Source organism: Pseudomonas sp. NFIX49 (genome assembly GCF_900115915.1).
Classification (GTDB): Bacteria; Pseudomonadota; Gammaproteobacteria; order Pseudomonadales; family Pseudomonadaceae; genus Aquipseudomonas; species Aquipseudomonas pharyngis.
The window spans coordinates 134,224-160,090 of sequence record NZ_FOYE01000006.1 but is presented as its reverse complement, the minus strand read 5'-3'; the positions used below and the strand labels follow the sequence as shown (position 1 = coordinate 160,090).

Sequence of the window (25,867 nt, the reverse complement as noted above, 5' to 3'; positions counted from 1 at the left end):
GCTGACTGTCCCCCATTGTGTGCTAGCCACCGAAGCCGACGATGGCTTTGGTTTCCAGATATTCCTCAAAGCCGTAGACACCGAATTCACGACCATTGCCTGAGCGTTTGTAGCCACCGAACGGGGCCATGGGATTCCAGGCCGGGTGGTTCAGCAGTACTTGTCCTGCGCGGATGCGTGAGGCAACGGCGCGTGCCTGATCAAGGTCGCGGGATTGAACGTGGGCGCTCAGTCCGTACACCGTGTCGTTGGCGATCGCGACAGCCTCATCGAGCGTTTCATAGGCAATGATGCACAGCACGGGCCCGAAGATTTCCTCCTGGGCAATGCGCATGCTCGAGTCGACCTCGGAAAAGACAGTCGGTCGGGCATAGAAGCCTGTTTCATGACCAGGCACGCGGCCTGGTCCGCCGCAGACGAGTTTGGCCCCTTCATTCAGGCCCGATTCGATCATGGCTTGCACGCGCTTGAACTGGGCCTCATTGGCTATCGGACCGAGTACCGTTTCTTCCGATTGTGGATCGCCCACGATGATCGCGTTGGCGGTTGCGGCGGCCAGCGCCTCGACTTCCGCCAGCCGGTCCCTGGGTACGATCATTCTGGTCGGGGCGCTGCAGGATTGCCCGACGTTGCGAAACGCCGTCATCACGCCCAGTGGCACGACGTTGGCGAAGTCGGCATCGGGCAGCAGCACGTTGGGTGACTTGCCGCCCAGTTCCTGGGTGACGCGTTTCACTGTAGGGGCGGCCGCCTGGGCGACCAGCGCACCTGCACGGTTTGAACCGGTGATCGAAATCATATCGATATCCGGGTGTGCAGCCATGGCGCCGCCGACCTCGGGGCCCGTGCCATTGACCAGATTGAAGACACCCGGTGGCAGGCCGGCGTCATGCACCAGCTGGGCGAAAAGAAGGGCGCTCAATGGTGACAGCTCGCTGGGTTTCAGCACCACTGTGCATCCGGCCGCAATCGCTGGAGCCACCTTGGCGGTGATTTGATAAAGCGGCCAGTTCCAAGGGGTGATGAGACCGCAGACACCGATGGGTTCGCGTTCAATCGCGGTGCCGCTTTCAACCGTCTGGAAGCGATAGGTGGACAGCAGATCACGGGCAATCCGAACGTGTTCGGCCGCCAAAGGCACTTGCATCGCTCGGGCAAAACCGATGGCAGCGCCCATTTCCAGAGAAAGGGCCTGCGCAAGCGACTCTTTTCGTTCAAGGATCAGGTCGTAAATCTTCCCAAGAAAACCCGCGCGCGTTTCGGCGGAAGTCGCAGACCAGTGAGGAAACGCAGCACGCGCTGCAGCGACGGCCCGATTAACGTCTGCGGCCGACCCGTTGGCAACCTCTGCAACTACGCTTTCAGTCGCTGGATTGACCACGGGCGAACTGGCAGGCGTTGCCGGCGAACACCAGCCACCATTGATATAAAACTGTTCAGACGTATGCGAATCCACGGCGTGGATATTCGAAGATTGTGTTGTCATCCAACTAGCTCCTTAGAGGACTGATGGGGGCTGTTAACCGCAGGGACGGAGGGAGGTCAGAGCAACGCCGGGGCACCGGTATATCGGGTGCCCTGTGGTTTGAATAAGCTAGCAAAAGGGCTCAGTCGAAATATGCCGTTCTTGAAGTCGGCAAGGGATAATCTGCTGTATCTCAGGGGCTGACGTTGCTTCTGTGCGATCGAGCATCAAAGCTGATAGTCAGGTATTACTCACATCGATATTTTTTCATGTCTAAACTTGCCGAATTCCGCCAGCTCGAAAAACACCTCGCCGAACAGCTCCAGGCCCTCGAAGCCCTCAAGGGCGTCTGGCTGTCATTGACGATCCCGACAGCCTCGACGTGATGCCGACGATGTCTGTCAGCAGAACTGATGCACCTGCGAGCTCCATGCTCGAATAATAAACATTTAACGATATCTGAAATTCAACAAAACATAACAGATCATGGTGGCTGTCAGGCCGACCAATATGTACTCAATACGCGGTAGGAATATGACCAACCCACCTAGAGAAAACACGATCAAGGTATTTTGTATTATGTATTTCCTTATTTTAGGTACCGCTATGAAGTAGCCATATTGCTTGCCTAAGAAAAACAAGGCCATGCCGATGATTGACGCAATCTGGAAATCGCGCATCGCAATGTCATTCAAGATCGCATGCCTGATCAAGTTTGCGAGAAGTGCCAGCCCCACAAATAGAAAAAGGTGCGAGTAGATTAAGGAGTGTCCACTCATGCTGCTTTCATTTTTGCTCAACAAGTAAAAGCTATCGAAATATATCCACCATATACTGCAGATCATGATGAATCCGGTGACTGCCGCCATCACATTATAACGATCCCATTGAATGTCAGATAACCCTCCAGAAAGGCTAATTACTGACTCGCCCAATAAGATGAGGGTGAGTAAACCTATTCGTTCAACCAAGTGTTCTGTATGTGCGGGCAATGGCTTTAGCTTACCCCAAGAAAATAAAGGGAGCAGAATATCAAGAAAAATCCCAATGTAAGCGACAAGGTAACGCATGGGTGGTTCAAAAAGAATGGATGAAAGACTAACAGCTGCACTAACTAACAGGGCAACGCCAAGCCTGGAGGAGAATTCGCTATGATGATCGAATTTATTTATGGACGAAATGTACATGATACTGATAATGGCACGTATGCCAAAATAGCAGGCAATAACAAGCGCATAGTTGACTTCCAATTCTTCCCCAATCCGTGCAGACAGCACAATGAGCAACAACATTATAAATAATGTTGCCAAGCGGTGAAGATTGCTATCTGTATCAAACCTATTTGAGTAAATCGTGTGGCTGGACCAGATCCACCATAATGGAACAAAAAGCAGTAAAAATGTCCATAATTGCTCCTGTTCAAAATGGCCGTGATGAAGATGTCCGAGAGTGTGCGTTACCTTGCCAATTGCAACAACAAAAATCAGGTCAAAAAACAACTCTAACCATGTGGCGTGTCGATTCTTTTCATAATACTTCAAGGATTTCATTCGCTGCTGGCTCCGTATCGGCGGTCTGTATATGGCCAAATGGCGAGTGCGTGGCAGCGAGCCAATTGGATCGGGCAGATGCTGCCGTTCAACAGCCGTACATGCCGCCTCGATTACGGTGGGGAACTATCAGGCGAATTGACTATCCGGCCATTTCGTCAACTCACCAACGAAAGCTCAATCATCTGACTCATTTCGGCGAACTCTGGAACCCCGTCATAGCGAAGCCCGTCAATGTAAAACGCGGGGGTGCCGTTAACGCCGCTCCGTACGCCGCCATTAAAGTCGGATTTTATTTTGGCCAGGTAAGTGCCTTCCTGCAGCGCAACATAAAGTTCTTCACTGGAGAGACCGTGTTTTAGAGCGATGGCCCGAAACAGTGGCATGCCCAATCGATCCTGATTTTCATACAGTTCGTCGTGAGCCTCCCAGAAGAGTCCTCGACTCCCTGCATATTCAGCGGTGACGGCTGCACCCATGGCGTGCGGGTGGGCGGTGGTCAGGGGAAAGTTACGGAACACGAAGAGCAAATCGTTGCGAAAACGCTGTTGGAGATTTTTGACGACCCAATACGCTAAACCGCAATAGGGACATTCATAATCGCCAAATTCCACCAAGGTGACTTTGGCATGCGCGCTTCCCTGGCGATGGTCGTTGGCACTTACCGGCACTTTGAGAGAGGCCATGTGATCACCTGTTAATTTTTGGTTGGCGTGCTTTCTGGTGCATTCGCCAGCGCATCCAGCGCATCCAGAATGCCGTCCGCCCCTGGGTTGATTGCCATTGGTGAGATGTAGCTCCAGGTGATCACTCCCTCCTTGTCAATCACGAACAGTGCCCGTTTACAAACTCCCAAATGGGAGTCGTACGCTCCATACCGTCGCGCCACAGCTCCTTTGGGCTCAAAATCGGCCAGCAGGCTGAAGTGGAAATTCCGATCTTTGGCAAAGGCCTGATGACACCAGGCGCTGTCGACTGAGATCCCCAGGAGCGTCGCACCGTATTCTCTGAATGTGGGAAGCAACTGGTTGTACAAGGTCAGTTGATCGCCACAAACCGAACTCCAATCGGCGGGATAAAACGTCAGTATCACGGGATTTCCCTTCAGCTCGCGTAGCGACAATTGCTGATCGGGAGTCGCATACAGTAAGAAGTCGGGGCTACGGTGCCGGCTGGCAGCGGCTCCTGAACCAGGTCGTCTTTCGTTTCCTCTGCATCACCAAATTCTGAAGTGTTCATTGCTTGAGCCCTGATAGATAGGAGTTTGGGGTCTACTCAGGGGGGATGCGACTTGCCCGGCGGGGATAACTCCATCCACCATTAAGGGATTTACAAGAGGCAACGCTGCCACGATCTCAGCCTGAGCCTGAGTGTTTTCGGCAGCAAGACGTTCATACTCCGCGTCCAGAAGCACGACGACGCCCGCCGTGCTTTCGCGGTATTGAATTGAGGGCCAGGTGGGGAGAGCAGCGACAGGATTCGCTCTGGCTCACCAATGACTATAGTCGCTGTTGTCGCTTGTCGTAGTCGCTAAACGCGTTTTCGGTTTCCTTGGCAAGCCCTCGCGCGCTCGCTCTGTTGCCATACACCTTCGCCGTAAACGCCTGGTCATCTCATTACTGATCGATTCGCCCTGGCGAATTCGCAGATCAAAGCGTTGCTCGATCACTCTGGTGATTCTATAGCCTCAATTGCTGATGAGTGGGTGATTTACCACTGCCGGTATTTCTGATCATGAAGTCGATGTTCTTTGCTGGTTTGGCTGAGGTGCAGGAAGGGCTGGAAGCGGACGAACGGGATGGTTTCGTCATCATCGGAAATCCCAGTGAACTGCCTTCACTTGGAACGACCCCTGGGCCCGTAAGTCTATCTGTATCTACTCATTGGTAAGGTACAGCGCAATGGATAAGACAATCACTGTCGATCAACTGGCTACCACCGACCTCAGACCAATCAACGAAATATGGCTCGGCGAAACTCATACTCAACTTTGCCTATGGCGAGGTGAACAAGTCTTTACGCACGAGATGATGAGTGAGGGCACCCACGATCAGAATATCCAGCGCCTGTGCCTGCAGCTGGTCGACCCTGACGATCAAGCCGCAGTTGCCAGCGTTGAGTTGATGGTGCGCGAACAGCTCAAAAGGATAGGGAAGGAAGGTGAGTTTTATCCGGCCGAGGATGCGGATACTCATCGATAAGAAAGAGCTTTGGCCATTCACAGGGAATCAATTCAAGGCCTGTTGAGGCTGTCCAGGTAAAGACCCAGCGCCAGTCCTTGTAAGTGCGGGCCGTGATTTATGGTGTAACCTTCAGCTATTACCCACATCGAGATTTTTTCATGTCTAAACTTGCCGAATTCCGCCAGCTCGAAAAACACCTCGCCGAACAGCTCCAGGCCCTCGAAACCCTCAAGGGTGATGCTGGCCTCAAGAAAGAAATCGAGTTCGAAACGAAGCTGCGCGACTTGCTCGCAAAATACGGCTACAGCCTTAAGGACGTGATCAACCTGCTTGATCCGCAAGCAGGTCGTCGCGCTCCAGCCGCCGGGTCCAAAGCCGGCAGTCGCAAGCCTCGCCAGTTGAAGGTCTATAAAAATCCGCACACTGGGGAAGTTGTTGAAACCAAAGGCGGCAATCATAAAACGCTGAAGGATTGGAAAGCAGAGCACGGCTCCGACACTGTGGAGTCCTGGCTGACCAAATGATTTTGGTTTGAACACAAAAGGGCCTGATTACGGCCCTTTTTTGTTTTCGATTTTTAGCTACTTGAGAGGAATTCCATAACTCTAATCAGGGTGTAAGTGAGGCGCCTTTTACTTGCACCCTGGCAAGATATGTGAACTTTAGTGATACGCGAATTTCCATTGCTTGAGAGTGGAGCCGCCTGACTTCCAGCCCGGTAATCGGCCCTCCGAACCTCAAGTCAGGAAGTAGATCGTGAAGACCTTGCCCTCCAAGACCTCCCTGCGCCGGGCCGTTACCGGCCCGATGCTTTTTCTATTTATTCTCGGCGATGTGCTCGGAGCGGGCGTTTATGCTCTTGCCGGGACAATTGCGGGGGAGGTGGGTGGCGCAATATGGATGCCGCTGCTGATCGCTCTTTTTTTCGCGATGCTTACTGCAGGTTCCTATGCCGAGTTGGTGACAAAATATCCCCACGCGGGCGCCGCTTCGGTTTTCGCCGAGAAAGCGTTCGGGTCACCGCTCATTTCTTTTCTCGTGGGTTTTTGCATGCTATCTGCAGCTGTCACGAGCGCTGCGGGTTTATCGCTGGCGTTTGCGGGTGATTACCTGGCGGCGTTCATCCATGTACCACCCCACATTTCAGCCTTACTGTTCCTTCTCGTGATCGCACTACTAAATGCCAGGGGAATCAAAGAATCCTTGGGAGCCAACCTGGTGATGACAGTCATTGAGCTGTCAGGCCTTCTTTTGGTCGTTGTTGCCGCCGCTTGGTATTTGCGTACAGGTGATGCAGATTTGGGTCGCAGCCTGGAGTTCAAGCCGGGAGTCAGCCCGGTGTTAGCCGTTTTGGGTGCGGCACTGATCGCCTTCTATTCTTTTGTAGGATTCGAAACATCCGCCAATCTTGCAGAAGAAATTCGAGACGTTCGAAAGGTTTACCCCCGCGCATTATTTGGCGCATTGCTGACCGCCGGAGTCCTCTACATGGCGGTCGGTGTAGCTGCATCTTCCGTACTGCCCATGGAAAAACTGGTTGCAACCTCTGCTCCTCTTCTTGAGGTGGTTCGGGCGTCAGGTTTGAACATCCCGCCTCGCGTCTTTGCCTTTATTGCATTGGTCGCGGTAGCCAACGGTGCACTTCTAACCATGATAATGGCCAGCCGCCTTACTTATGGCATGGCCTGCCTTGGACTTTTGCCGAATGCCTTGAGCAAGGTGCTGCCTCAACGACGCACCCCGTGGATAGCAGTGATCGCTACCACCCTCGTGGCAATCGGGCTCACGCTGACGGGGACGCTAGCCACACTCGCTGAAACGGTCGTCCTGCTCCTGCTGTTCGTATTTCTCAGTACCAATTTGTCCGTGTTGATCCTGCGCCGTGACGAGGTTGCGGAAGATCACTTTCGAGTACCTACGTGGGTTCCGTTACTGGCTATCGTCTCGTGCCTGGTACTGCTTAGTCAGCAAAGTCTGGAAACCTGGATGCGTGGAGGCGCGCTGATCCTGACAGGCATGCTGCTTTTCGCCTGTGCAAGAGTGGCACTGCCGGCGCCAGTGAAGCCTGGCTAGGCTTGTAAGCGCTTTCCCTGTCTACCGCAGCGTTAACTTGGCTACGTCATACAAGTGCCAAGGCGAGCGGTTGTATGGGTGCATTCAATGCCTTGGATCGGCGGTTGTGAGCAACACTGGAACATCATCAGAATCCGGCCTTACGCCGAGAGTTAATCAGGCTCTTGGAGCGAGCTGAACCATTCGGCATAAGGGGAATTGCTGACCAGCCGCCGGTTGAAGTCCGGGCTTCCATCAGTCCACCAGACAGGCCCCCGTTCCCCGAGGGCCACTTTGGCCATTTGTACCTTTTCCCGAGCGCGCTTCAGTTGCGACGCGTTTTGCGAACCCTTTGCGTTCTTGACCTCTCGTCGAGCGGCCATAAGCGTATCGACAAGACACTGGCGCACCTCTTCATCCAATGATGGGTTGGAACATCGCCATAGCTGGCCTTTGACAACAAAGTAGCGACCGTCTGGTGTCACTGGATGCATTCCCGTCTCCGACCGTTCAAAGAGCACTTCTCCAAAAAATCAGCAAGGACGGCTATCTCGGTTTTCGGGCAGGAAGGCGATTGGCTTGTTTGACTCCAAGCAGTATTCCCAGTACTAGCGCGGCGCCTGCCGCCAGGAGTATTGGATACGGATGTTTACCTGATATCCGGACGCCCTCGACTCCGAGTTGATCGCTTGCCGGAGCAGGTCGATGTCGTGATGACGATGGAGTAAGAAGGCTTGGACTGGCAGTGGGGTCGGCATCTGCCCTGTACGGCATTTCGTTCAAGGGCAAACGCGCACCGTCCGCGAGAGTCAGGGTGAGGTCTTCGACAGTGCCGGCGAGTCGATCGGGAAACACCGGCTCACCCGTGGGATCAAGCTCATCGTAATAAAACTGCTTTCCTTCCAGCCAACCTATGGCCGTCATCAATTCCGGGCCAAGGTAATATTTTCCGTCGAGGAAGAAACCCGGGAAATGTCGCGTGCGTTCGAGACTGTCTATGGTGTAGCGCTCGCCTGCCTTCATACCGGTTGCTGGGTCGATCATGATGAAATCCTCAGATTCGCTGGTGTTGCGATAGAGGACGGGGCCTGGCGCAACGTTCCATCGAGATTACCGAAAGGCTGTTCTTCGTCAGACCTTTTGAACCTAATTCGAAAACTGTTGCTCAACCGGGAAATGTTTGGGGTGGGTGAAATGAATGCTTTCAAGAATCAACTGACGCTTGAGCAGGAATCCAAATTGAAAGCCCTGGATGCCTGGCATCGTGCGCTGGAGAATCGAGCGCTACGCATGGAGTGTCCCGATGCCTATCACGAGGAGCTATTGCGCCAGTCTGATGAGATGCATCGGTTGGGTATGTTGACCGATACCGAATGGCGTGACCTGCGAAGGGGGGCAGATGCAGCCTATCTGCGTGCCGTCGCCGGCGAGGATTATCACTGAGGGCATTCAGCTCATGTCTATTGCCGACGACACTGTTCACTACCTGCGCGCCAATGGTTTGGTGCTCACCACAGCGGAGTCGTGTACCGCCGGTAAAATTGTGACGCTGTTATCCGAGGTCGAGGGTAGTGGCGAGTTTATCGAGTGCGGGTACGTGGTGTATTCGCCTCAGGCGAAACAACGCCTCCTGCATGTCAAACCGCAGACCATCGAAACGTTCAACCTCACCAGCGTGGAAGTCGCGCGTGAAATGGCAATGGGCGCATTGCGCGACAGTACCGCCAACGTTGCCGTTGCTACAACGGGCATTCTCGGCCCGGACGATGTAGACGGTATCCCGGCTGGCACGATCTGCTTTGCTTGGGCATATCAGATAGCTGATGAGTGTCACGTGTTCAGTCACCAGCATCGCTTCTGCGGCGGACGCTGTGAAGTGCAGAAATACGCCACCGAGTATGCGTTGCAGTATTTAACGCGTTTCCATCAGCGAGTTCTGCAAGGTGAGAATGGTGAGCCCGATGAGCGATGAGCGAGACCATCCCCACTTGCGCAGCCGGAATTATCCAATACGCGAGGACATGGCCTATCAGCTGAAAGTCTGGCGTTTCGAGCGTGTTGGCTGGTACGTGTTGGTGTTAGTGGTGGTACTGGGGCTGGTCGGGGTGTTTTCCAGAGGTTTGGTCAGCTCCCGAGATGTGCGCAGCGACGACGGCAAGATCAGGGTGGAATATGAAATGTTCCATCGCAATGGATCCACCAACCCCATGAAAATCACTGTAACCGCGAAGCCCGACTCGGCGGTGGAACTGGAGTTGGCAGGTCAGTTGCTTGAAGGGTTCAGTATCGAAACGCTGCAACCTGAACCTTTGCGCTCAAGAAGCTCTTCACAGGGCATCAGGTTCTGGCTGCACACCGATCTCAACGGTCTGGCGACGCTGTACATCACCCTGCGTGGAGATGGCCTCGGCCTTTTCCGAAGTCAAATCGCTTCTCCAGGCACCAGCGGCGTAAGGCTGGAACAGTTCGTTTTTCCCTAGGTGATTTATGGATTCGGTACTACGTGCGGGTGCGATGTATCTGGCGCTTATGGTGCTTTTCAAAATCGCTGGGCGGCGCTCCTTGGCGGAGCTGACCACATTCGATTTCGTTCTGTTGTTGATGATTGGTGAGGCGACTCAGCAAGCGCTGCTGGGCGATGATTTTTCACTGACCAACTCGATGATTGTCATCGTTACCCTCGTCGCCATTGATGTTGGCTTGTCCCTGCTCAAGCAGCGCTCGGGGTGGATCTCGCGACTGATCGATGGTGAGCCGACCATCATCGTCGAGAACGGAAAACTTCTCCACGAACGCCTCCGTCGAGCGCGATTACTGGAAGCGGACGTAATGGAGGCAGCACGTTCCAGCCAGGGCATTGAGAAGCTTGAAGAGATCAAGTTCGCCATCCTTGAGCGCAACGGCAAGATCTCCGTTATTGCCCAGGAAGACTGAGTCGCGGGTTTCGAACAGCCAAGCAGCACCCGTTGGTCGACAGGGCAGAAGGTTTTTGAAATTAACTCCGGCGCATTTGCTTCAGATGAATGTGGGTTGGCATTCGGTCTATTGCCGAGTGAACGGCAGCCCTGATTCACCTGAGGAGAATGTCATGTTCCTACATAACAAACGACTTCAATACACCGTGCGCGTTGCTCAGCCCAATCCAGGGTTGGCCAATCTTCTACTGGAACAATTCGGAGGAGCCCAAGGGGAACTCGCCGCAGCTTCACGCTACTTCACACAGGCGTTGGCCGAAGATGATCCAGGCAGAAAGGATCTCCTTATGGATATTGCCACCGAGGAGCTCAGCCACCTTGAGATCGTCGGCTCGATTATCGTGATGTTGAACAAGGGCGCCAAAGGGCAAATGGCCGAAGGTGTCGAGGAAGAGGGCGAGTTGTATCGCGCCATCAACGGGGCCGGCAACGATTCCCACATCACAAGTTTGTTGTACGGCGCCGGTGCTCCCTTGACCAACTCGGCAGGCGTTCCCTGGTCGGCGGCTTACGTCGATACCATCGGCGAACCGACTGCAGACATGCGCTCCAATATCGCCGCTGAGGCCAGGGCGAAGATCGTCTACGAGCGTTTGATGAATGTCACAGATGATCCGGGTGTAAAGGAAGCCCTCGGATTTTTGATGACCCGTGAAATCGCCCATCAACTGTCTTTCGAAAAAGCACTGCACGCCATCCAGCCTAATTTTCCTCAGGGCAAACTGCCGGGTATGCCTGAATTCACCAACGTTTACTTCAACATGTCTCAGGGCGAAGGCAGCACCCGCGGGCCGTGGAACGAAGGGGAGGACTGGGAGTTCGTAGAGAATCCAGCGCCGGCGGTGGATGGAGGCGAGGGCACCGCGACTGTGCAATTGAGCGCCGAGGATGAAGCGTTGCTCATGGACATGAAAGCCAGGACGATGTCCGACCCAGACAGCAATCCGATCACGGGTGCGGACCTGGGGGCGGGTGTGCAAGGCGAACCACAACCTTAACGACGCGACCGCACGCCGAAGGGCGTGCGGTTTTTCCAACTCAAGAAAACAGGAGGGTGCGATGTCCGAGCCGTTGACCTCATCTGGCGCAACACTTCGCTCACGGTTTGTTCGACTCTCAAAATCCGGATGGGGCGGGCTAGCCTTCTGGTCAATTCTGATTGGCGTGACGCTTTGCCTGCTGATCAGCGGGTACGGCGCCTTCGTCGGCGCCAACAAACAAAATCTGCACTTTGCATTTCTCGGCGGCATGTCAGGCTTCGCTGCCACGGCCATAGGTGCGGTGGCAGCGATTGCGTTACGCGATATCGCCGCCAGAACGCAGGACATCATGCTCGGCTTCGCCGCCGGAATGATGCTGGCCGCCAGTTCGTTTTCGCTCATTCTTCCGGGCATCGAAGCAGCCCAGTCGCTGTACGGTAACCAGTTGCTCGCAGCCTGCGTCGTCGTCGCAGGATTGGGACTGGGGGTAGCGCTGATGGTCGGTCTGGATCGATTCGTGCCTCACGAACATGAGAAAAGCGGTCGCCGTGGGCCCGAGGCGCAGCGCATCAATCGCGTATGGCTGTTTGTCCTGGCAATCACGCTGCATAACTTGCCGGAGGGGATGGCCATTGGAGTGAGCTTTGCCAATGGCGATATGAAGGTGGGATTGCCGCTAACCACTGCCATCGCCATTCAAGACATTCCCGAAGGCCTGGCGGTGGCGCTTGCGTTACGCGTGACCGGGATTTCAGCGCTTCGCGCTGCGCTTATTGCGGTGGGCTCAGGGTTGATGGAACCCATTGGCGCGATCATCGGCTTGGGGATTTCGAGCAGCTTCGCATTGGGATATCCCATAGCGCTTGGTCTGGCGGCGGGCGCGATGATTTTTGTGGTGTCCCATGAGGTCATTCCCGAGACCCATCGCAACGGTCATGAGACACCTGCGACCTTGGGGTTGATGCTCGGTTTCGGGGTGATGATGTTTCTCGACACGGCTTTGGGTTGACCTTTACCTCCCATCCATCATTTCAAAGATTTTCTGAACACCACTTCTTTGAGGTGAGTCAGTTTCCATGCAAGGCCAGTTTTACTTGCAGGCTGACTCCATGCGAACGCCCCACCCGGCGACGCCTTACCGACCAAAAGGAAGTTTGAAAATGGCGAGAAAAACTGTCGAAGATTTGTTTATCCATGAGCTGTCCGATGTTTACAGCGCGGAAAAGCAAATTACCAAAGCACTGCCACGCCTGGCGAAGGCTGCGACCAACCCATTGTTGGCGGAGGCCTTCACCTCTCACTTGGAAGAAACCCATGGGCAGATTGAACGCATTGATCAGCTCGTGGAACTGACCGGGATAAAACTCAAGCGCATGAAATGCGTCGCCATGGAAGGCTTGGTTGAAGAGTCGAAGGAGCTGCTGGAAGAAATCGACAAAGGCGCCGTGCTCGATGCCGCGTTGATTGGCGCAGCGCAAAAAGTGGAGCACTACGAAATTGCCGCCTATGGCACCTTGATAGCGATGGCTAAGCATCTAAAACTCGACGACGCAGCCTCGCTATTGGCTGCCACGCTCGTTGAGGAAAAGGGTGCCGACGAGAAACTGAGCAAGATTGCCGAGCAAGGTGGTAATCAAGCCGCGACTCTGGAAAAGAAAGGATGAACAGGGCGCATTGAGATCTGACTTTTGGTGACGGTGGCAACATCGTCACCTTTTTTCATTTGTAATCAGTCTCGCTATTGACCCAGGAATTCGATTATTTCTCTCGCAAGCTCTTCCGGCACTTCCTCGGCCATGTGATGCCCACAGTCAACTCCACGACCACGTTGTTGTGTTGTCCATGGTTCCCACACGGCTAAAACATCGCCGTACAGAAGTTCCAGATCATCACGTAGCGACCATAAAATCATGGTCGGGCACTCAACCTTGCGGCTCTCTCGGCGATCGACTTCATCGTGAGTACGGTCGATTCCAAGGCCTGCTCGATAATCTTCGATCATGCCATGAACGGTCGCCGGGTCATGGATGGCTGCTTGATAGTCTCTGTAAGCGTCTGCACCCATCGCCTCGGCGGTGCCACCGTACCATCGATCAGGGTCAGCCAGGATTGCCTGTTCCGGTATGTCAGGTTGACCGAAGAAGAACCAATGCCACCATTTTGTCGCGAACTGAGCGTTGCAGCGTTCGAGAGCTTCCAGAATCGGTACGCCGTCCAATATGCCGAGATGAGTAACGACTTCGGGATGATCCATTGCCATGCGAAAGGCGGTGTAACTACCTCGATCATGACCAATCACGGCAAACCGCTGATAACCCAGATGGCGCATCAGGGCGATGCAATCCCGTGCCTTGGCGCGTTTCGAGGAACCTGCATGATCGGGTGTATCCTCAGGCTTTGATGACTGCCCAAAGCCTCTAAGGTCTGGGCAGACAACGTAATGTTTTTTTGCCAGGAGTGGAGCAACGCGATGCCAGGTCGCATGAGTTCTAGGATGCCCATGGAGTAACAAAACGGGCGAGCCGCTCCCACCATGCCTGACTCTGAGGGTCGCCTCTGGAAGTTTCACGGTATCGAGAGAAAAGCCATCGAACATCTCAATGTCCTTGGCGGTGTCCACCGCTCTTCGATTAACAATGACCCCCACCGGCTGATTCAGGGTCAATAATTAGGCGTCGCGCATAAGTAAGGGTTCCTTTCTTCGTGCCTCGCTCAGCTGGATCATTCGTGATAGCGCCGGGTCTAAAAACCATCGAAGTTTTTATGAAGGACGCCGCTGCAGTGCTGCTCTGAACCACCTGCTAACTCCCACCTACACTGCCTCTCAATTACGTGCAGCAAGGAGAAATCATGACAACGCACAGGCTGACAACGAAGGGCTTGCAGTTGAATGTTTCGATCTGCGGCCAAGGCTCTCCGCTGCTTTTGCTCAATGGTTTGGGTGGTTTGATTCGTACCTTCGATCCGCTGCGCAATGAACTTGACGACTTCATGACCATCACGCTGGACGTGCCCGGAGTCGGCAAGTCGCAAATGCCCCGTTGGCCCTTTCGCCTGCCACGCCATGCCGACGTGATTGCCGGGATGCTTGAGCAATTGGGGATCGACCAGGTCGATGTGTTCGGTGTGAGTTGGGGAGGTGCATTGGCTCAGGAGTTCGCTCTTCGTTACCCGAGCAGGGTACGCAGGTTGATCCTCGCGGCGACCTCTCCCGGCCCATTGCTGTTGATGAAGCCTGCAGACGTTATGGATTTTTTCCGCAAGAGCAAAAACACCAAAACGCACCAGCAAGAACGATCCGGCCATTCAGTTCAGACGCTGCTGCGGTTCGGTGTAATGAAGGGCATGCTCTCTGTTAATCCGCGAACCTACTATTTCCAGCTCGCAGCCTTGATCGGATGGACAAGCCTGCTTCGCTTGTCCCGACTGCTTCAACGCACGCTGATTCTTGCCGGCGACCGCGATCCGTTAATACAGGCGTACAACGGCCATGTCCTGCGCCGCACAATTGGACGTTCAGAACTTCGCCTTCTGAAAGGTGAGGGACATTTCTTTGTGGTGACCAGCGCTGGACGAACTGCCGTCCTGGTCCGCGAATTTCTTTGCCGCCATTACGACGATGAAGAGAAGGCACCGAGGATCGCGAACTGAAACACCAAGGCTGGCCTGGAGCGCACACGCTCGTCTCATCAATAGTCGCTCTGTACCTGATAAAGAAAAGGGGAGACCCGCTACACGCTGATGCTGAAGCAGCGTCTCACGCGTGCTCCTCAAGCCTGCGCACATCACCCAACGAATCACGTTGCATCGACTGCAAGTTCTTTTCAATGGTTTCGCACAGTGCTTCCATTTGAATCTGGTGTTCGCTGTGGCGAAACGGGCTTTGCAGATCGGTGCCGATGCGTTCGATGGCCAGCAGCATGAATCCCACCACGGTCGACGCCAGCGGCGTGAACCAGCCCAGGGATTCGACCAGTCCCACCGGTACGATCAGGCAGAACAGCGAAATAAACAGCCGCGGAAAATAGACGTAAGGGTAGGGCAGCGGGGTATTGGCGATCCGCTCCATGCCGCCCTGACTGTTGGACAGGTCGACCAGCGTCGACTCAAGCCGCGCCAGGCGAATACTGTCCAGATGCCCGGCCTTGTATTCCTTGGCGAGCAAAGTCGCGGAGCCGGTGAGGATATCGTTGGCAAAGTTATTGGTCGTGCCACTGCGGGCGAACTCTTCGGCGGGAATAAACGCCCGCACCTCGTCGGGACAAGGCTGGCCTTGCAGATGCGCGGCGAGGCAGTTCACATACGCGACGTGGCGGCGCAGCAGAGTGGATTTGACCGGATTCACCTCGCCGCCGGCATCGTCCAGCAGCGTCAGCACCTGCCGGGCGAAGCTGCGGGAGTTGTTGATCATCGCCCCCCACAACGTCCGCGCTTCCCACCAGCGGTTGTAGGCGCTGCTGTTGCGAAAACTGATCAATACGATCAACGCCGAACCGAGCAAGGTCAGCGGCATCAGCGGCAGGTTCAGCTTGGCGTTGAGGAACAGCATGAAGTCGACGGTGACGGCGATGTCCCACAGCAGCAACCAGAACAGAGACCAGCCCACGTAGCCCAGGGTCTTGATGATCAGGCGGTATTTTTTGACGATGGCAGCTTTCAAACGGAAACCTCGTGGCGAGCAGTTTGCTTAAACGCTTAAGCTCGGACGACGCCTGGCATCGGCAGTTCCCTGGTGAAGCAGCCAACCGTCAGTCAATCTACGAACGCAGAAGGGAACGGACAGAGCGACCGAGCAAAAAGTTGTTCGTCCGCTCTCTCAAAGACTCTTGAACACTAGGCAGGGGTTTGCCGCGCTGCCGACACACTGGATCGTCGGTCCGCCCGCTCGCCGAGCCGCCATCCCAGCAGACCCCATAGCAGTGCACACAACGCGCCGACCAGCGCTGCCATGCCTGCACCTTGGCCGAGCGCGTCCAGCGCGCTTTTCGCCCAAGCACTGATGGCATCGCCGGCGCGGTAAACCACGGTGTCGATGACGTTCTTTGCCTTGTACTTGCTTTCGGCATCGAGCGGGGCAAACAGCATCTCCCGGCCTGGGCGAACGAGGGCGTACTCACCGATGCGGCGCACGATCATCAGCGCGGCGATCAGGCCAAAGCCGGGCGCGAAGATCAGCCCGATAAACCCCGCGCACATGACCAGCGGCACCATTGCCAGCAACACGCCGACCCCTAGCTTTTGGGCGACGCGTCCAGTGATGAACAACTGACAGAGCAGGGCGCCAGCCTGCACGACAAAGTCGATGATGCCGAACACGCGCACCTGCGACTCGCGGTCCGGGAAGTGGTCGGCGACGACACGTGCCTGCTCGAAGTAGAGGAACGTGGTGACCGTGGCCAGCAGCACCACAAAGCCACAGATGCCGAACAGATAAGGTGATTTCAAAATGGCCGTCATCCCGCTGAAGGGATTGCCCGGCAACGGCCTGCGGGGGCTTTCGCTCGGCGCTGCACCTGGGCGTCCTGCGCCACCCCGATTACGCCAGCGCATCAACTGGCGCTTGAACAACATCGCAGCGCCCAGCAGAACAGCGGCCAGTAGCATCAGGCCGGACTCGCCCAGCGGACCGATCAGCAAGGTGCTCAGAGCAGGGCCACTCAGGCCACCCACGCTGGCGCCCGCCGCGATGAAAGCGAACAGGCGTTTGGCCTGGGCACTGTCGAATACATCGGCCATCAGGCTCCAGGCGACCGATACCACAAACAGGTTGTAGACCGATATCCAGACGTAAAACACTCGCGCCAGCCACGGGCTTTCCTCGCCCAGGAACAAGGCGGCGAACAACAGCAGGTTGGCGCAGAAAAATCCGTACACCCAGTCTACGAAATGCAGGCGCGGCACGCGTGTGCTGAGCCAGGCGAACAGCGGAACGGCCGCCAGCATGACGAAGAAGGTTGCGGTGAACAGCCACTGCAAGTTCTCGACGCCAGCAGTGATGCCCATCGATTCACGGATCGGACGAAGCATGAAATAGCCGGCGAACAGGCAAACGAACAACACAAAGCCATTGAGCGCGGGACGCAGCTCGTGAGCCTCGGCATTGATGATGGCGCTCGTGCGGTGGGCGAGAAGGGACATATCCATGTTGCGCTCCTGTAGGAGTGTCGAGGCAATGGCACGCGGCTTGCCCGTGCCGGGTTGGTCAGCGGTAGGTCACGCCGGTCAGACGCTCGGAAAGTTGCCACAGCGCGTCGGAATTCGAGCGATCGGCAGCGGCCGGAGGCATCTTGGCGAAGCCCAGCGGCCCGCGCTTCTCGTTATCACCGGTGGGCCCGTAGTAGGCTCCGCCGACGGCCTCCGGCGCCGTCGCCGCATACAGTGTGGGCAGTGCGCCCTGCGCTGCGGAATGGTACATGTCCCGCTCTACAGCCCATTGTTTGCCGAATTCACTGTCCAGGCCAGGCCCTCGGGCGATCAGCTCGGTCACGGCAACGCCGGGGTGAGCGGCGATGCTGCGTATGCCCCAACCGGCGGCATCGCTGCGCTGCTGCAGCTCAATACTCCACTTGAGTACCGCCAGTTTCGATTGGCTGTAGGTGGTGAACGGGTCGTAAGCGCGCTCAGCCTGCAGGTCATCGAAGTTCAGGACGGCGCGCCCTGCGGCGATGCTCGACAGACTGACTACCCGACCATCGTCGCTTTTGCGTAGCAGAGGCATCAGCAGGCCGGTCAAGGCGAAATGCCCCAGGTAATTGGTCGCCAGCTGCATCTCGTAGCCGTCGGCCGAAACGCCTCGAACAGGCGGCGACATGATGGCGGCGTTGTTGATGAGCACGTCGAGCCTTGACAGACGCCCTTGCAGACGGTTGGCGAGGTCGCGCACGGATTGCAGATTGGCAAGATCCAGCGTTTCGAATTGCACGCGTGCCTCGGGCACGGCTTGCTTGATGTTTGCGATCGCTTCGCGGCCGCGCTCGGCGTTCCGTGCGGCGATGATCACCTCGGCACCGGCTCGCGTCAGGGCCAGCGCGTCTTCATAGCCCATGCCGCTGGTCCCTCCGGTCACCAGCACGATGCGGCCATTCTGGCTGGGCATGTCCTGGGTTGACCAGTCCGGCTTCGGCTCTGTTCGGGGAGTGGCTTGCGCAGCCAGTGTGCTGGCCAGCGCGGAAATGGCGAACAGCGTCCGGACGGCCTTGAGGATGCGTTGGGTTGCGGTAATGCTCGGCGTAACGGGTGAATGAACCATCGGGGAATTCTCATTCGCGTTGTAGGTTCCCGGTTTACGGGGCGAGCGAGCAGTATCGGTGTACGAGTGCGCGAGGATAAGTCGGACATTGGTGGATGGCCCGTACGGCATGGCGTACAGTCAACTGCCTGCGGAGGAATAATCCATGCGTAAACCAAACCTTACCGATGTGTCGATATTTGCTGCGGTGGTCGAGGCAGGGGGATTTCGAGCTGCGGCGCAGAAGCGGGGTTTGTCCGCCTCGTCGCTGAGCGACTGCATACGTCGGTTGGAAGGCGACCTGGGCTTGCGCCTGCTCAATCGAACCACGCGCAGCGTCACGCCAACGGCGGCCGGCGAGCGATTGCTCGAGCGCCTGCGCCCGGCCTTGCAAGAAATCGACGCTGCTTTCAACGATCTGGACGACGATGCTCAGCGCCCGGTCGGCACGCTGAAGCTCAATGTGCCAGTGCCGGTGGCCCGCTTTTTGTTGCCCGACCTGCTGGCGCGTTTTCTGCGTCTTTATCCAGGGATCAACGTCGAAGTCGTCATGGACAATACATTTGTCGACGTCAACGCTGGCGGGTATGACGCCGGCGTGCGCTATGAAGAGAGCCTGGCCAGGGACATGATCGCCGTTCCCATCGGCCCACGTCGCCAGCGCTTCGTGGCGGCGGCCGCCCCGCGCTATCTGGCTGAACGTGGGACGCCTACTCAGCCCGAAGAACTGCCGGGCCATGACCTGCTCGGGCATCGCTTCGAGAGTGGAAAAGTGGGCGTGTTTGAGTTCCATCGAGACGGCCGTGTGGTGCGTATCCCGCCTCAAGGACAATTGCTGACGTCATCCCACGATTTGAAAATCCAATCGGCCATCAACGGGCTGGGCATCGTGTATACCTTCGAGGATTTTCTGCGCGAGCCGCTATCCGATGGTCGACTGGTGCCGATTCTCGAGGACTGGTGGCAGGCCTTCGACGGTCCGTTTCTTTACTACCACGGGCGCCGTCACATGCCTTCGCCGCTCAGGGCGTTTGTAGATTTTCTGCGGGCCGAGCGGCAACTCGCAGAGAGCTCAAGCATCTTCAGCGCCGTGTCGTAAGGCCTGCATCAACAGCAACCTGCGTCTCCGCTCAGGGTCAATCCGCCCCAACGAACACTGCAGCAACCCAAGGCCGTACCATTTCCATGCTTCTGGCGGTGACGCCAAGACCTGCGCGCGTCGCTGCTTTGATGCCAATGGGAAGGCCTAAGCTCATTCCAAAAAGATATTTATTTAATCTTTTTAAGATCGTTTAGCTTTTAGCAAAGGAAACGTGCAGCGCCTCGCTTGCGGCGTTTTTTTGCCTCAGGCCAACCCTGTCCGCGGTCGTGCCTGAGGCTACTGTCCATTTTTTCTACCCTGGTACGGCCACACATCAGGCCGTCAGCGGTTTGTTGCCCGGAGCCCTCGTGACACTTATTCAAACCTCTTTGGCAACGGTACAGGTCGACTTGCCTGAACGATTGGCCCCACCCATCGACGATAGGGCCGAGGAGGGCGATGTTGTCCTCGAACTGCGAGGCGTCACTAAAGCTTATCTGCGCAAAGGCGGATCGCCGTTGCCGGCTGTCAACCATGTCAGCTTGAAGGTTCGGCGCGGCGAAGTGCTGTGCCTGATGGGCACCTCCGGCAGCGGCAAATCGACCTTGCTTCGCCATATCAATCGTTTGATCGAACCCACCAGCGGTGAGGTCTTGATTGACGGTCAGGCTATCAGCGGCCTGAGCCACAAAGCGTTGCGGGATTTGCGCTCGCGGCGAATCGGCATGGTGTTCCAGCATTTTGGTCTTTTGCCCCATCGCACGGTGCTGGACAACGTTGCGCTGCCTCTGGAGTTGCGCGGCGAATCCGAGGCCGTCCGGCACGCAGCGGCCACCCGACAGTTACAGGCGATGGGCCTGGAGGCATGGGGCGAGCATTATCCCCACGAGTTGTCCGGCGGTATGCAGCAACGGGTCGGTCTTGCGCGGGCATTGGTGACTGATCCGGATATTCTCCTGATGGACGAGCCTTTCAGCGCACTGGATCCGACCATCCGGCGAGACCTGCAAAGCCACTTTCTGGCCTTGGTACGCGAACGCGGGATCACCACGTTGCTGGTCACCCACGATCCTGCCGAAGCGGTACGCCTCGCTGACCGGATAGCGGTATTGCGCCAGGGACGTCTGGTGCAGTCGGGCACCCCGAAACAGCTGCTCGAGACGCCGGCCGATGCTGAGGTCGCGGATTTTTTCCGCGATTGCCTTCCAGCCGCACCGGTATTGCACGATGCCGGTGGCGCGGTACGTCAGGTTCCCGAAACGGCACCGAAGGAGCAACCGGTTCAGCCGGGCTTGCGCGGCTGGCAAGCCCTGTTGCTCGGGCCGGCAGCGCTGGCGGCGCGGGGTCGAGGCGGGTTGTTCTGGCTCGGGTTCGCCGCAGAACTCGCAGCCCTGGCCACTGCGGTGCAAGGCATTGCGAGCGCATCCTGGATATCGGTCGTGGTGGGATTGGCCGTGCTGGCGGCCAGTCGTTTCACCGCGTATTCGCTGGGCCGTCAACCGGTGCGGCGCGCCGTTTCGAGTTGGGCGTTGCCGCTGGCGGTGCTGCTGGTCAGTCAGGCATTGGTGATCTGGCGCGTGTTGACGCCCGATACCACCCAGGCGTTCTTGCAGTTCCCGGCCAGCCGCCAGGCGCTGTTACTGACTGCACAGAGCCTGGATGATTTTATTGGTTGGTCACAGGTGACATTCGAGAGCGCTTTTGTCGGCGTGATCGTTGCGGTTCGCACGGTCATTGAAGGGATCGAATCCCTGCTCGGTTGGCTGCCCTGGCCGGTTTGCGCGCTGGCGCTGGTATTGCTGGCCTGGCGCTCGGCGGGCTTGGCCCTGGCGCTCACCAGCAGCGCTGCGTTGTTGTATATCGGCCTGTTCGGGTTTTGGGAGCGGACAATTGCCACGCTGGCGCTGGTTGGTTCGTCGGTGCTGATCGCACTGGTCATCGGCGTACCCACCGGCATTCTGCTGGCGAAGCGGCCATTTGCCCGCAGGCTGCTCACGCCTTTGCTGGATGTCATGCAGACCCTGCCGACCTTTGTCTATCTGATTCCCGCTGTGGCGTTCTTTTCGGTAGGCAAGACCCCGGCGGTCATTGCAACGGTGATTTTTGCCCTGGCACCGATGATTCGTCTGACGTCTCTGGGCATTCAGGAAGTCCCGAAGGATGCCGTGGAAGCGGCGATCGCCCATGGAGCAACCCCCTGGCAAACCCTGGTGAAGGTGCAACTGCCGCTGGCGCGACGATCCCTGTTGCTGGGGATCAATCAGACCATTGTCATGAGCCTGTCGATGGTGGTGGTTGCTGCCCTGATCGGCGCTGGAGGGTTGGGTTACGACGTCATGACGGCGTTGCGCAATATCAAGGGCGGCGAGGGCGTGCTGGCCGGCGTGGCGATCGTGCTGTGTGCATTGATCCCCGATCGAATCATTCAATCGAGCTTGCGCAAGCAAGACCATCTGCATAACTGAACTGTGAGACTTATCGTGACAAAACATCTATTGCGTAACCTGAGTGCGGTTGCAGTGCTGGCTTCCCTGATCGTGCCGGCCAGCGTGATGGCCAAGGACAAAATTGTCATTGGCGAGCAGAACTGGACGGGGGCCATCGCCATTCAACACATTTTGGGTGAGGTGATCAAAAGTCGTCTGGACGGTGATGTGTCGTATCTCGCCGGGGACGTGCCGGTGCTGTTCAGTGCGGCGGCCAAGGGCGACGGGTCTGTGGATGTGCTGACGGACATCTGGCTGCCCAATCAGTCGGCGGCGTGGGCCAAGTACGTCACCGGCGGCACCCGCTCACTGGTGCCCAATGCTCACCCTTATACCGGCGAACAAGGCTTCTACATTCCCGGTTATCTGCAAGACAAGTACGGCGTCAAATCGATCTACGACTTGAAAAAACCGGACGTGGCCAAGCTCTTCGAGCCTTTGGGCGGCGGCAAGGCCGAACTGCTGGTGGGGCCGGCGGGCTGGGAGTCGACCTATATCGGCCAGATCAAGGCCAAGGATTACGGCTTCGCCGATAAATTCGAATCCGTGTCGACGGAAGCCTCGGTGACTTACGCCAAACTGGCCTCGGCTTACAAGGCGCAACGCGGCGTGGTGTTCTACGCCTACACCCCTGACTGGATTTTCTCGGCCTATGATCTGCGTCGCCTGGAAGAGCCCGCGTTCGATGGCTACGCCCAGGACAACAAAAAAGAAGATCCTCTTTACAAGGCGGATGGCTGCTGGAAATTCATCAGCCCGACCGTCGATCCCGACTGGCTGAACAAGAGCCACATCACCTGCGCCTTCCCGGATGCCAAGGTGTACGTCCTGGCTTCCACAGCACTGCAAAAGCGCGCGCCGAAAATTGCCGAGTTCCTGCACAATTTCTCCATCGACCCGGCACAGTTGAACGGACTGATCCAGAAGATCGAAAAGGAGAAACAGCCAGTAGACGTCGCCGCCAAAGCCTGGGTTCAAGCCAACCCTTCTACTGTTGACCAGTGGTTTGCAGGTCAAGCGCAGCAAGTGAGTTCAGCCCAATGACCAGAGCGAACGTACGTGTACTCGATGGTGGCATGGGGCGCGAGTTGAAGCGAATCGGCGCGCCGTTCCGTCAACCGGAGTGGTCGGCCCTCGCGCTGATCGAAGCGCCCCAGTATGTGCTGCAGGCGCATCAGGCGTTCGTGACAGCGGGCGCCCGAATCATCACCACCAACAGCTATGCGGTGGTGCCTTTTCATATTGGCGACGAGCGATTTGCCGAGCAGGGAAGAGCGCTGGCTGAGCGCGCCGGACGACTGGCGCGGCAGGCCGCCGGCGAAAGTACCGATGCGGTCACCGTGGCCGGGTCGTTGCCGCCGGCACTGGGGTCGTACCGGCCGGATCTGTTCGATCATCAGCGTTCAGTAGCGATCCACCGCGAACTGATTGCCGGATTGCAGGCGCACGTCGATGTGTGGCTGGCCGAAACGCAAAGCTCCATTGCTGAAGTGCGTGCGGTGGCCGAAGCCCTCGGAACGAATCCCGCGCCACTCTGGGTGTCATTCACGCTGTTGGACGAAGAGGGCCGGGAACCGCGATTACGCTCAAACGAGGCCGTTGCTGATGCGGTTGGGGTGGCGGCTGAGCTGGGGGCCAGGGCGGTGCTCTTCAATTGCAGCCAGCCGGAAGTGATGGCCGCGGCCTTGATTGAGGCACGCGCTGTGATTGAAAACCTGGATCATCCTGTCGAACTGGGGGTTTATGCCAATGCTTTCCCCCCTGTCAGTGCCAAAGCCGAGGCCAATAGCGATTTGTTGGACATTCGGCGCGATCTGGGCCCCGAGTCCTACCTGGACTGGTCGAAATCATGGGTTGCCGCAGGGGCCAGCATTGTCGGCGGATGCTGTGGAATCGGCCCGGAGCATATCGCCCAGTTGCATTTGCACCTGCACTATCAAAAGGGTGAGGAGGCCGCGCATGAGTGATTTTCCAGGCGACGTTCTGTCAGAGCAGGCGACATTCGGTGCCGGCTGTTTCTGGGGGGCGGAAGCCTCATTCCGGGCATTGCCGGGTGTGCTCGACACCCGCGTCGGGTTCGCGCGGTCAGACTTGGGCGATGCCACCCTGATCGAAGTCGTGCAAGTCGACTTCGACCCCCGACTCATTTCCTACAGCCGTCTCGTCGAGCACTTCTGGACACTGCACGATCCCACGTCAGTCGACCGGCAGGGTGCGGACGTCGGGGCGAAATACCGTTCCGCGCTGTTTTTCAACAGTGCCGAGCAGTCCCGACTGGCGCTTGTCGCCAGGCAGCAGCTGGATGCCAGTGGCCAGTTGGGCAAGCCAGTGGCTACGGTGATCCTGCCACTGGGTGAGTTTCAAAAGGCAGATGAAGAACATCAGCGCTACCTTGAAAAGCATGGTGGTAGCGCCTGTTCCATTTGATGCATAGGCAACGCTTTTGCCGTCTGGGCCGGGGCGTTGCAATTGCTCGGCGAGGTACAGGTCACGGGGACGCGGATCGATCTGCGGAAAAGGTGCCGTTTCAGCATTGCCGATTCTGGCGACCAGGTTGTCGGCTTGACGGCCGCTTTGGAGCCAGATGGCGTAACCGTCGAGAAAGCCAGAATCGCCTCGCAATAGAAAGCCTGGTTCGCTCGCAGGTGCGCCGTAGAGATGTTGTACGCAGGGTGCCTGAGTTCAGTAGGACGTAGATGAATGGAATGAGTATGGGCAACGGCGCTGCATCACCAACTAAAATTTCAGTTCGACGAGATGGGGTCGAGCGCGTGCGCCTGGAACTGAGTAGGGGAAGTCCGGCTAGAGTCGGTAGGCTCCTAGATATTTGATGGGCACGTTTAGCCGAACGTCTGAGCGGGGAGAACCGTTTGCCGGCGTTACCTAGTGAGGTGTCGCAGGCGTTTATCGCTGTGTGGCAGCAGGCGATCCACATGGCGCAGGGTGTCGCCGAACAGGGTTTAGCGGAGCAGCGCCAAGTGCTGGACGCCGAACGCGAGCGACTCGCAGAAATTGAAGGTAGAACGTATCAGGATCTGGCGAAAAGGCGTCATCAGGCTTCAGAAGCAATTGCCGGGCGTCAGGCGGCCGAATCTCGCTTGGCTGACCTGGACCTTCTGTTGGTGTAGCGGCAGGCCCAGATTGAGGAGCTCCAGCAACAGCGTGATGTCTTGAAGCGTGAACGGCACGATGCCCAGGGGCAAAATCAAATTCTCCAACAGGAACTCCATTCGCTACGACTCAAGGCCGAGCAGGAGCGAATCACACAGGAGAACTATTTGCGTGGCGTTGAGGATCGAGCTCACCGCGAGGTTGATCGGGCCCGGGAGGAGGGGAAAGCCGCAGTAAGCCAATCAAAAGTAGCCAACCGCAGGTGCGACGACTTGCGACGTAGGTTGGAGTCGGCCCAGAGCGAGCTCAGCCGAGCGGAGCAACGTGCGGCGGCGCAGTTGGCCCGCGCAGAAACTTTAGAACAACAGTTGATTCAGATACGCCAGCTGCCAGAGATCAAGCGCAAGCCGCGAGTCAGAAAAAACCGACATCAAGCAACCCTAAAGACTAACCGCAGGTGTCAGCTAGCGGCCATTAGAAAACCCTCAAAAGCGACCGCTATTGGCCAAAAGCGGTCATTCGTGATCTGCAGAAATCGGCCATTAGCAGTCATTAGCAGTCATCAGCACTACCTGATTTGGGGCATGAAGCAGCAATTCGATTGCTAGCCCGCACCATGCAACAAACTAAATACTCCTTACTCAGCTATGATCGCCTAATGATTTAACTAAGGCGTCGTTGCTAGCTATGTTCGAAATTACAGGGGCCGACATCGCAAACTTGAGTGACGGAGATTTGCGCACTCTCGTGGCGCGT

The 25,867-nt window shown here is 56.8% G+C and carries 26 protein-coding genes and 3 pseudogenes; 18 read left to right on the top strand and 11 right to left on the bottom strand.

The window, feature by feature from the left end:
* Positions 1 to 22 precede the first annotated feature (22 nt).
* Positions 23 to 1,486: an aldehyde dehydrogenase family protein gene (locus BMZ46_RS18485; protein WP_074690555.1), complete on the bottom strand. Its 1,464-nt coding sequence runs from the start codon at positions 1,484 to 1,486 to the stop codon at positions 23 to 25.
* Between the two features lie 248 nt (positions 1,487 to 1,734).
* Here BMZ46_RS18485 and BMZ46_RS18480 point away from each other — a divergent pair.
* Positions 1,735 to 1,812 (top strand): annotated as a pseudogene (locus BMZ46_RS18480) (transcriptional regulator); the annotation flags it as partial.
* Between the two features lie 102 nt (positions 1,813 to 1,914).
* Here the strand turns inward: BMZ46_RS18480 and BMZ46_RS18475 are convergent.
* The 4 genes and pseudogenes from BMZ46_RS18475 to BMZ46_RS29580 form a co-directional block, all read right to left on the bottom strand.
* Positions 1,915 to 3,015 (bottom strand): low temperature requirement protein A, encoded by a 1,101-nt coding sequence (locus BMZ46_RS18475; protein ID WP_074690556.1) that lies wholly within the window; start codon positions 3,013 to 3,015, stop codon positions 1,915 to 1,917.
* Between the two features lie 158 nt (positions 3,016 to 3,173).
* Positions 3,174 to 3,701 carry a DsbA family protein gene (locus BMZ46_RS18470; protein WP_074690557.1) on the bottom strand — a complete coding sequence of 176 codons (528 nt, stop codon included), beginning with the start codon at positions 3,699 to 3,701 and terminating at the stop codon, positions 3,174 to 3,176.
* A gap of 11 nt (positions 3,702 to 3,712) precedes the next feature.
* Positions 3,713 to 4,138: a redoxin domain-containing protein gene (locus BMZ46_RS18465; RefSeq protein WP_254778423.1), complete on the bottom strand. Its 426-nt coding sequence runs from the start codon at positions 4,136 to 4,138 to the stop codon at positions 3,713 to 3,715.
* A 148-nt stretch (positions 4,139 to 4,286) separates the two neighbouring features.
* A pseudogene (locus tag BMZ46_RS29580) lies at positions 4,287 to 4,568 on the bottom strand (TolC family protein); the annotation flags it as partial.
* Between the two features lie 348 nt (positions 4,569 to 4,916).
* On the opposite strand from BMZ46_RS29580, the gene BMZ46_RS18460 reads away from it, so the two are divergent.
* From BMZ46_RS18460 to BMZ46_RS18450, 3 genes are all read left to right on the top strand, one after another.
* A complete protein-coding gene (locus BMZ46_RS18460; protein WP_074690559.1) occupies positions 4,917 to 5,216 on the top strand; it encodes a hypothetical protein in 300 nt (99 codons plus the stop codon).
* Between the two features lie 140 nt (positions 5,217 to 5,356).
* Positions 5,357 to 5,722, top strand: coding sequence for a histone-like nucleoid-structuring protein, MvaT/MvaU family (locus BMZ46_RS18455; RefSeq protein WP_039768520.1), 366 nt, complete (start codon positions 5,357 to 5,359; stop codon positions 5,720 to 5,722).
* Positions 5,723 to 5,954: 232 nt separating this feature from the next.
* On the top strand, positions 5,955 to 7,271 hold the full coding sequence (locus tag BMZ46_RS18450) for an APC family permease (protein WP_371855417.1): 1,317 nt from the start codon (positions 5,955 to 5,957) through the stop codon (positions 7,269 to 7,271).
* A 152-nt stretch (positions 7,272 to 7,423) separates the two neighbouring features.
* Here the strand turns inward: BMZ46_RS18450 and BMZ46_RS29575 are convergent, their stop codons facing one another.
* Entirely contained in the window at positions 7,424 to 7,744 is a 321-nt protein-coding gene (locus BMZ46_RS29575) for a hypothetical protein (RefSeq protein WP_074690560.1), read from the bottom strand.
* A gap of 52 nt (positions 7,745 to 7,796) precedes the next feature.
* A complete protein-coding gene (locus tag BMZ46_RS18440) occupies positions 7,797 to 8,294 on the bottom strand; it encodes a short chain dehydrogenase (protein ID WP_074690561.1) in 498 nt (165 codons plus the stop codon).
* 150 nt (positions 8,295 to 8,444) lie between these two features.
* Between BMZ46_RS18440 and BMZ46_RS18435 the strand changes: the two genes are divergently transcribed.
* From BMZ46_RS18435 to BMZ46_RS18405, 7 genes are all read left to right on the top strand, one after another.
* On the top strand, positions 8,445 to 8,693 hold the full coding sequence (locus BMZ46_RS18435; protein ID WP_170844925.1) for a hypothetical protein: 249 nt from the start codon (positions 8,445 to 8,447) through the stop codon (positions 8,691 to 8,693).
* A gap of 13 nt (positions 8,694 to 8,706) precedes the next feature.
* Complete coding sequence (locus BMZ46_RS18430) at positions 8,707 to 9,222, top strand: CinA family protein (RefSeq protein WP_074690563.1); 516 nt, start codon at positions 8,707 to 8,709, stop codon at positions 9,220 to 9,222.
* Positions 9,212 to 9,730: a hypothetical protein gene (locus BMZ46_RS18425; RefSeq protein WP_039768515.1), complete on the top strand. Its 519-nt coding sequence runs from the start codon at positions 9,212 to 9,214 to the stop codon at positions 9,728 to 9,730. The genes BMZ46_RS18430 and BMZ46_RS18425 overlap by 11 nt, the downstream gene beginning before the upstream one ends.
* 7 nt (positions 9,731 to 9,737) lie before the next feature.
* On the top strand, positions 9,738 to 10,184 hold the full coding sequence (locus BMZ46_RS18420) for a DUF421 domain-containing protein (RefSeq protein ID WP_039768514.1): 447 nt from the start codon (positions 9,738 to 9,740) through the stop codon (positions 10,182 to 10,184).
* Positions 10,185 to 10,338: 154 nt separating this feature from the next.
* Positions 10,339 to 11,223 carry a manganese catalase family protein gene (locus BMZ46_RS18415; RefSeq protein WP_064596678.1) on the top strand — a complete coding sequence of 295 codons (885 nt, stop codon included), beginning with the start codon at positions 10,339 to 10,341 and terminating at the stop codon, positions 11,221 to 11,223.
* A gap of 61 nt (positions 11,224 to 11,284) precedes the next feature.
* Positions 11,285 to 12,214 carry a ZIP family metal transporter gene (locus BMZ46_RS18410; RefSeq protein WP_074690565.1) on the top strand — a complete coding sequence of 310 codons (930 nt, stop codon included), beginning with the start codon at positions 11,285 to 11,287 and terminating at the stop codon, positions 12,212 to 12,214.
* Positions 12,215 to 12,365: 151 nt separating this feature from the next.
* The gene (locus tag BMZ46_RS18405; protein ID WP_039768511.1) at positions 12,366 to 12,869 is read left to right on the top strand and encodes a YciE/YciF ferroxidase family protein; all 504 of its coding nucleotides are present in this window, start codon (positions 12,366 to 12,368) and stop codon (positions 12,867 to 12,869) included.
* A 74-nt stretch (positions 12,870 to 12,943) separates the two neighbouring features.
* Here the strand turns inward: BMZ46_RS18405 and BMZ46_RS18400 are convergent, their stop codons facing one another.
* On the bottom strand, positions 12,944 to 13,825 hold the full coding sequence (locus BMZ46_RS18400) for an alpha/beta fold hydrolase (RefSeq protein WP_254778424.1): 882 nt from the start codon (positions 13,823 to 13,825) through the stop codon (positions 12,944 to 12,946).
* Positions 13,826 to 14,055: 230 nt separating this feature from the next.
* Between BMZ46_RS18400 and BMZ46_RS18395 the strand changes: the two genes are divergently transcribed.
* Positions 14,056 to 14,856: an alpha/beta fold hydrolase gene (locus tag BMZ46_RS18395; RefSeq protein ID WP_074690566.1), complete on the top strand. Its 801-nt coding sequence runs from the start codon at positions 14,056 to 14,058 to the stop codon at positions 14,854 to 14,856.
* 106 nt (positions 14,857 to 14,962) lie between these two features.
* Here the strand turns inward: BMZ46_RS18395 and BMZ46_RS18390 are convergent, their stop codons facing one another.
* From BMZ46_RS18390 to BMZ46_RS18380, 3 genes are all read right to left on the bottom strand, one after another.
* Complete coding sequence (locus tag BMZ46_RS18390; protein ID WP_039768508.1) at positions 14,963 to 15,865, bottom strand: bestrophin family protein; 903 nt, start codon at positions 15,863 to 15,865, stop codon at positions 14,963 to 14,965.
* 173 nt (positions 15,866 to 16,038) lie between these two features.
* Positions 16,039 to 17,349, bottom strand: coding sequence for an NTP/NDP exchange transporter (locus tag BMZ46_RS18385; protein WP_074690567.1), 1,311 nt, complete (start codon positions 17,347 to 17,349; stop codon positions 16,039 to 16,041).
* Positions 17,350 to 17,407: 58 nt separating this feature from the next.
* A complete protein-coding gene (locus tag BMZ46_RS18380) occupies positions 17,408 to 18,454 on the bottom strand; it encodes an SDR family oxidoreductase (protein WP_074690568.1) in 1,047 nt (348 codons plus the stop codon).
* A 145-nt stretch (positions 18,455 to 18,599) separates the two neighbouring features.
* On the opposite strand from BMZ46_RS18380, the gene BMZ46_RS18375 reads away from it, so the two are divergent.
* From BMZ46_RS18375 to BMZ46_RS29570, 6 genes and pseudogenes are all read left to right on the top strand, one after another.
* A complete protein-coding gene (locus BMZ46_RS18375) occupies positions 18,600 to 19,532 on the top strand; it encodes a LysR family transcriptional regulator (protein WP_074690569.1) in 933 nt (310 codons plus the stop codon).
* Positions 19,533 to 19,882: 350 nt separating this feature from the next.
* The gene (locus tag BMZ46_RS18370; protein WP_371855414.1) at positions 19,883 to 21,979 is read left to right on the top strand and encodes an ATP-binding cassette domain-containing protein; all 2,097 of its coding nucleotides are present in this window, start codon (positions 19,883 to 19,885) and stop codon (positions 21,977 to 21,979) included.
* 87 nt (positions 21,980 to 22,066) lie between these two features.
* On the top strand, positions 22,067 to 23,044 hold the full coding sequence (locus BMZ46_RS18365; RefSeq protein ID WP_305955798.1) for an ABC transporter substrate-binding protein: 978 nt from the start codon (positions 22,067 to 22,069) through the stop codon (positions 23,042 to 23,044).
* Entirely contained in the window at positions 23,041 to 23,967 is a 927-nt protein-coding gene (locus BMZ46_RS18360; RefSeq protein WP_074690571.1) for a homocysteine S-methyltransferase family protein, read from the top strand. Before BMZ46_RS18365 ends, BMZ46_RS18360 begins: the two co-directional genes overlap by 4 nt.
* Positions 23,960 to 24,427 carry a peptide-methionine (S)-S-oxide reductase MsrA gene (gene msrA, locus BMZ46_RS18355; protein ID WP_170844926.1) on the top strand — a complete coding sequence of 156 codons (468 nt, stop codon included), beginning with the start codon at positions 23,960 to 23,962 and terminating at the stop codon, positions 24,425 to 24,427. Before BMZ46_RS18360 ends, msrA begins: the two co-directional genes overlap by 8 nt.
* A gap of 269 nt (positions 24,428 to 24,696) precedes the next feature.
* Positions 24,697 to 25,719, top strand: a pseudogene (locus BMZ46_RS29570) (plasmid replication region).
* Positions 25,720 to 25,867: the final 148 nt, after the last annotated feature.

Bases quoted from the DNA above. Each gene is read 5' to 3' on its own strand.
- BMZ46_RS18485 (WP_074690555.1), bottom strand. From the start codon at position 1,486: ATGACAACACAATCTTCGAATATCCACGCCGTGGATTCGCATACGTCT.
- BMZ46_RS18475 (WP_074690556.1), bottom strand. From the start codon at position 3,015: ATGAAATCCTTGAAGTATTATGAAAAGAATCGACACGCCACATGGTTA.
- BMZ46_RS18470 (WP_074690557.1), bottom strand. From the start codon at position 3,701: ATGGCCTCTCTCAAAGTGCCGGTAAGTGCCAACGACCATCGCCAGGGA.
- BMZ46_RS18460 (WP_074690559.1), top strand. From the start codon at position 4,917: ATGGATAAGACAATCACTGTCGATCAACTGGCTACCACCGACCTCAGA.
- BMZ46_RS18455 (WP_039768520.1), top strand. From the start codon at position 5,357: ATGTCTAAACTTGCCGAATTCCGCCAGCTCGAAAAACACCTCGCCGAA.
- BMZ46_RS29575 (WP_074690560.1), bottom strand. From the start codon at position 7,744: ATGCATCCAGTGACACCAGACGGTCGCTACTTTGTTGTCAAAGGCCAG.
- BMZ46_RS18440 (WP_074690561.1), bottom strand. From the start codon at position 8,294: ATGATCGACCCAGCAACCGGTATGAAGGCAGGCGAGCGCTACACCATA.
- BMZ46_RS18435 (WP_170844925.1), top strand. From the start codon at position 8,445: ATGAATGCTTTCAAGAATCAACTGACGCTTGAGCAGGAATCCAAATTG.
- BMZ46_RS18430 (WP_074690563.1), top strand. From the start codon at position 8,707: ATGTCTATTGCCGACGACACTGTTCACTACCTGCGCGCCAATGGTTTG.
- BMZ46_RS18425 (WP_039768515.1), top strand. From the start codon at position 9,212: ATGAGCGATGAGCGAGACCATCCCCACTTGCGCAGCCGGAATTATCCA.
- BMZ46_RS18420 (WP_039768514.1), top strand. From the start codon at position 9,738: ATGGATTCGGTACTACGTGCGGGTGCGATGTATCTGGCGCTTATGGTG.
- BMZ46_RS18415 (WP_064596678.1), top strand. From the start codon at position 10,339: ATGTTCCTACATAACAAACGACTTCAATACACCGTGCGCGTTGCTCAG.
- BMZ46_RS18410 (WP_074690565.1), top strand. From the start codon at position 11,285: ATGTCCGAGCCGTTGACCTCATCTGGCGCAACACTTCGCTCACGGTTT.
- BMZ46_RS18405 (WP_039768511.1), top strand. From the start codon at position 12,366: ATGGCGAGAAAAACTGTCGAAGATTTGTTTATCCATGAGCTGTCCGAT.
- BMZ46_RS18395 (WP_074690566.1), top strand. From the start codon at position 14,056: ATGACAACGCACAGGCTGACAACGAAGGGCTTGCAGTTGAATGTTTCG.
- BMZ46_RS18385 (WP_074690567.1), bottom strand. From the start codon at position 17,349: ATGGATATGTCCCTTCTCGCCCACCGCACGAGCGCCATCATCAATGCC.
- BMZ46_RS18380 (WP_074690568.1), bottom strand. From the start codon at position 18,454: ATGGTTCATTCACCCGTTACGCCGAGCATTACCGCAACCCAACGCATC.
- BMZ46_RS18375 (WP_074690569.1), top strand. From the start codon at position 18,600: ATGCGTAAACCAAACCTTACCGATGTGTCGATATTTGCTGCGGTGGTC.
- BMZ46_RS18365 (WP_305955798.1), top strand. From the start codon at position 22,067: ATGGCCAAGGACAAAATTGTCATTGGCGAGCAGAACTGGACGGGGGCC.
- BMZ46_RS18360 (WP_074690571.1), top strand. From the start codon at position 23,041: ATGACCAGAGCGAACGTACGTGTACTCGATGGTGGCATGGGGCGCGAG.
- msrA (WP_170844926.1), top strand. From the start codon at position 23,960: ATGAGTGATTTTCCAGGCGACGTTCTGTCAGAGCAGGCGACATTCGGT.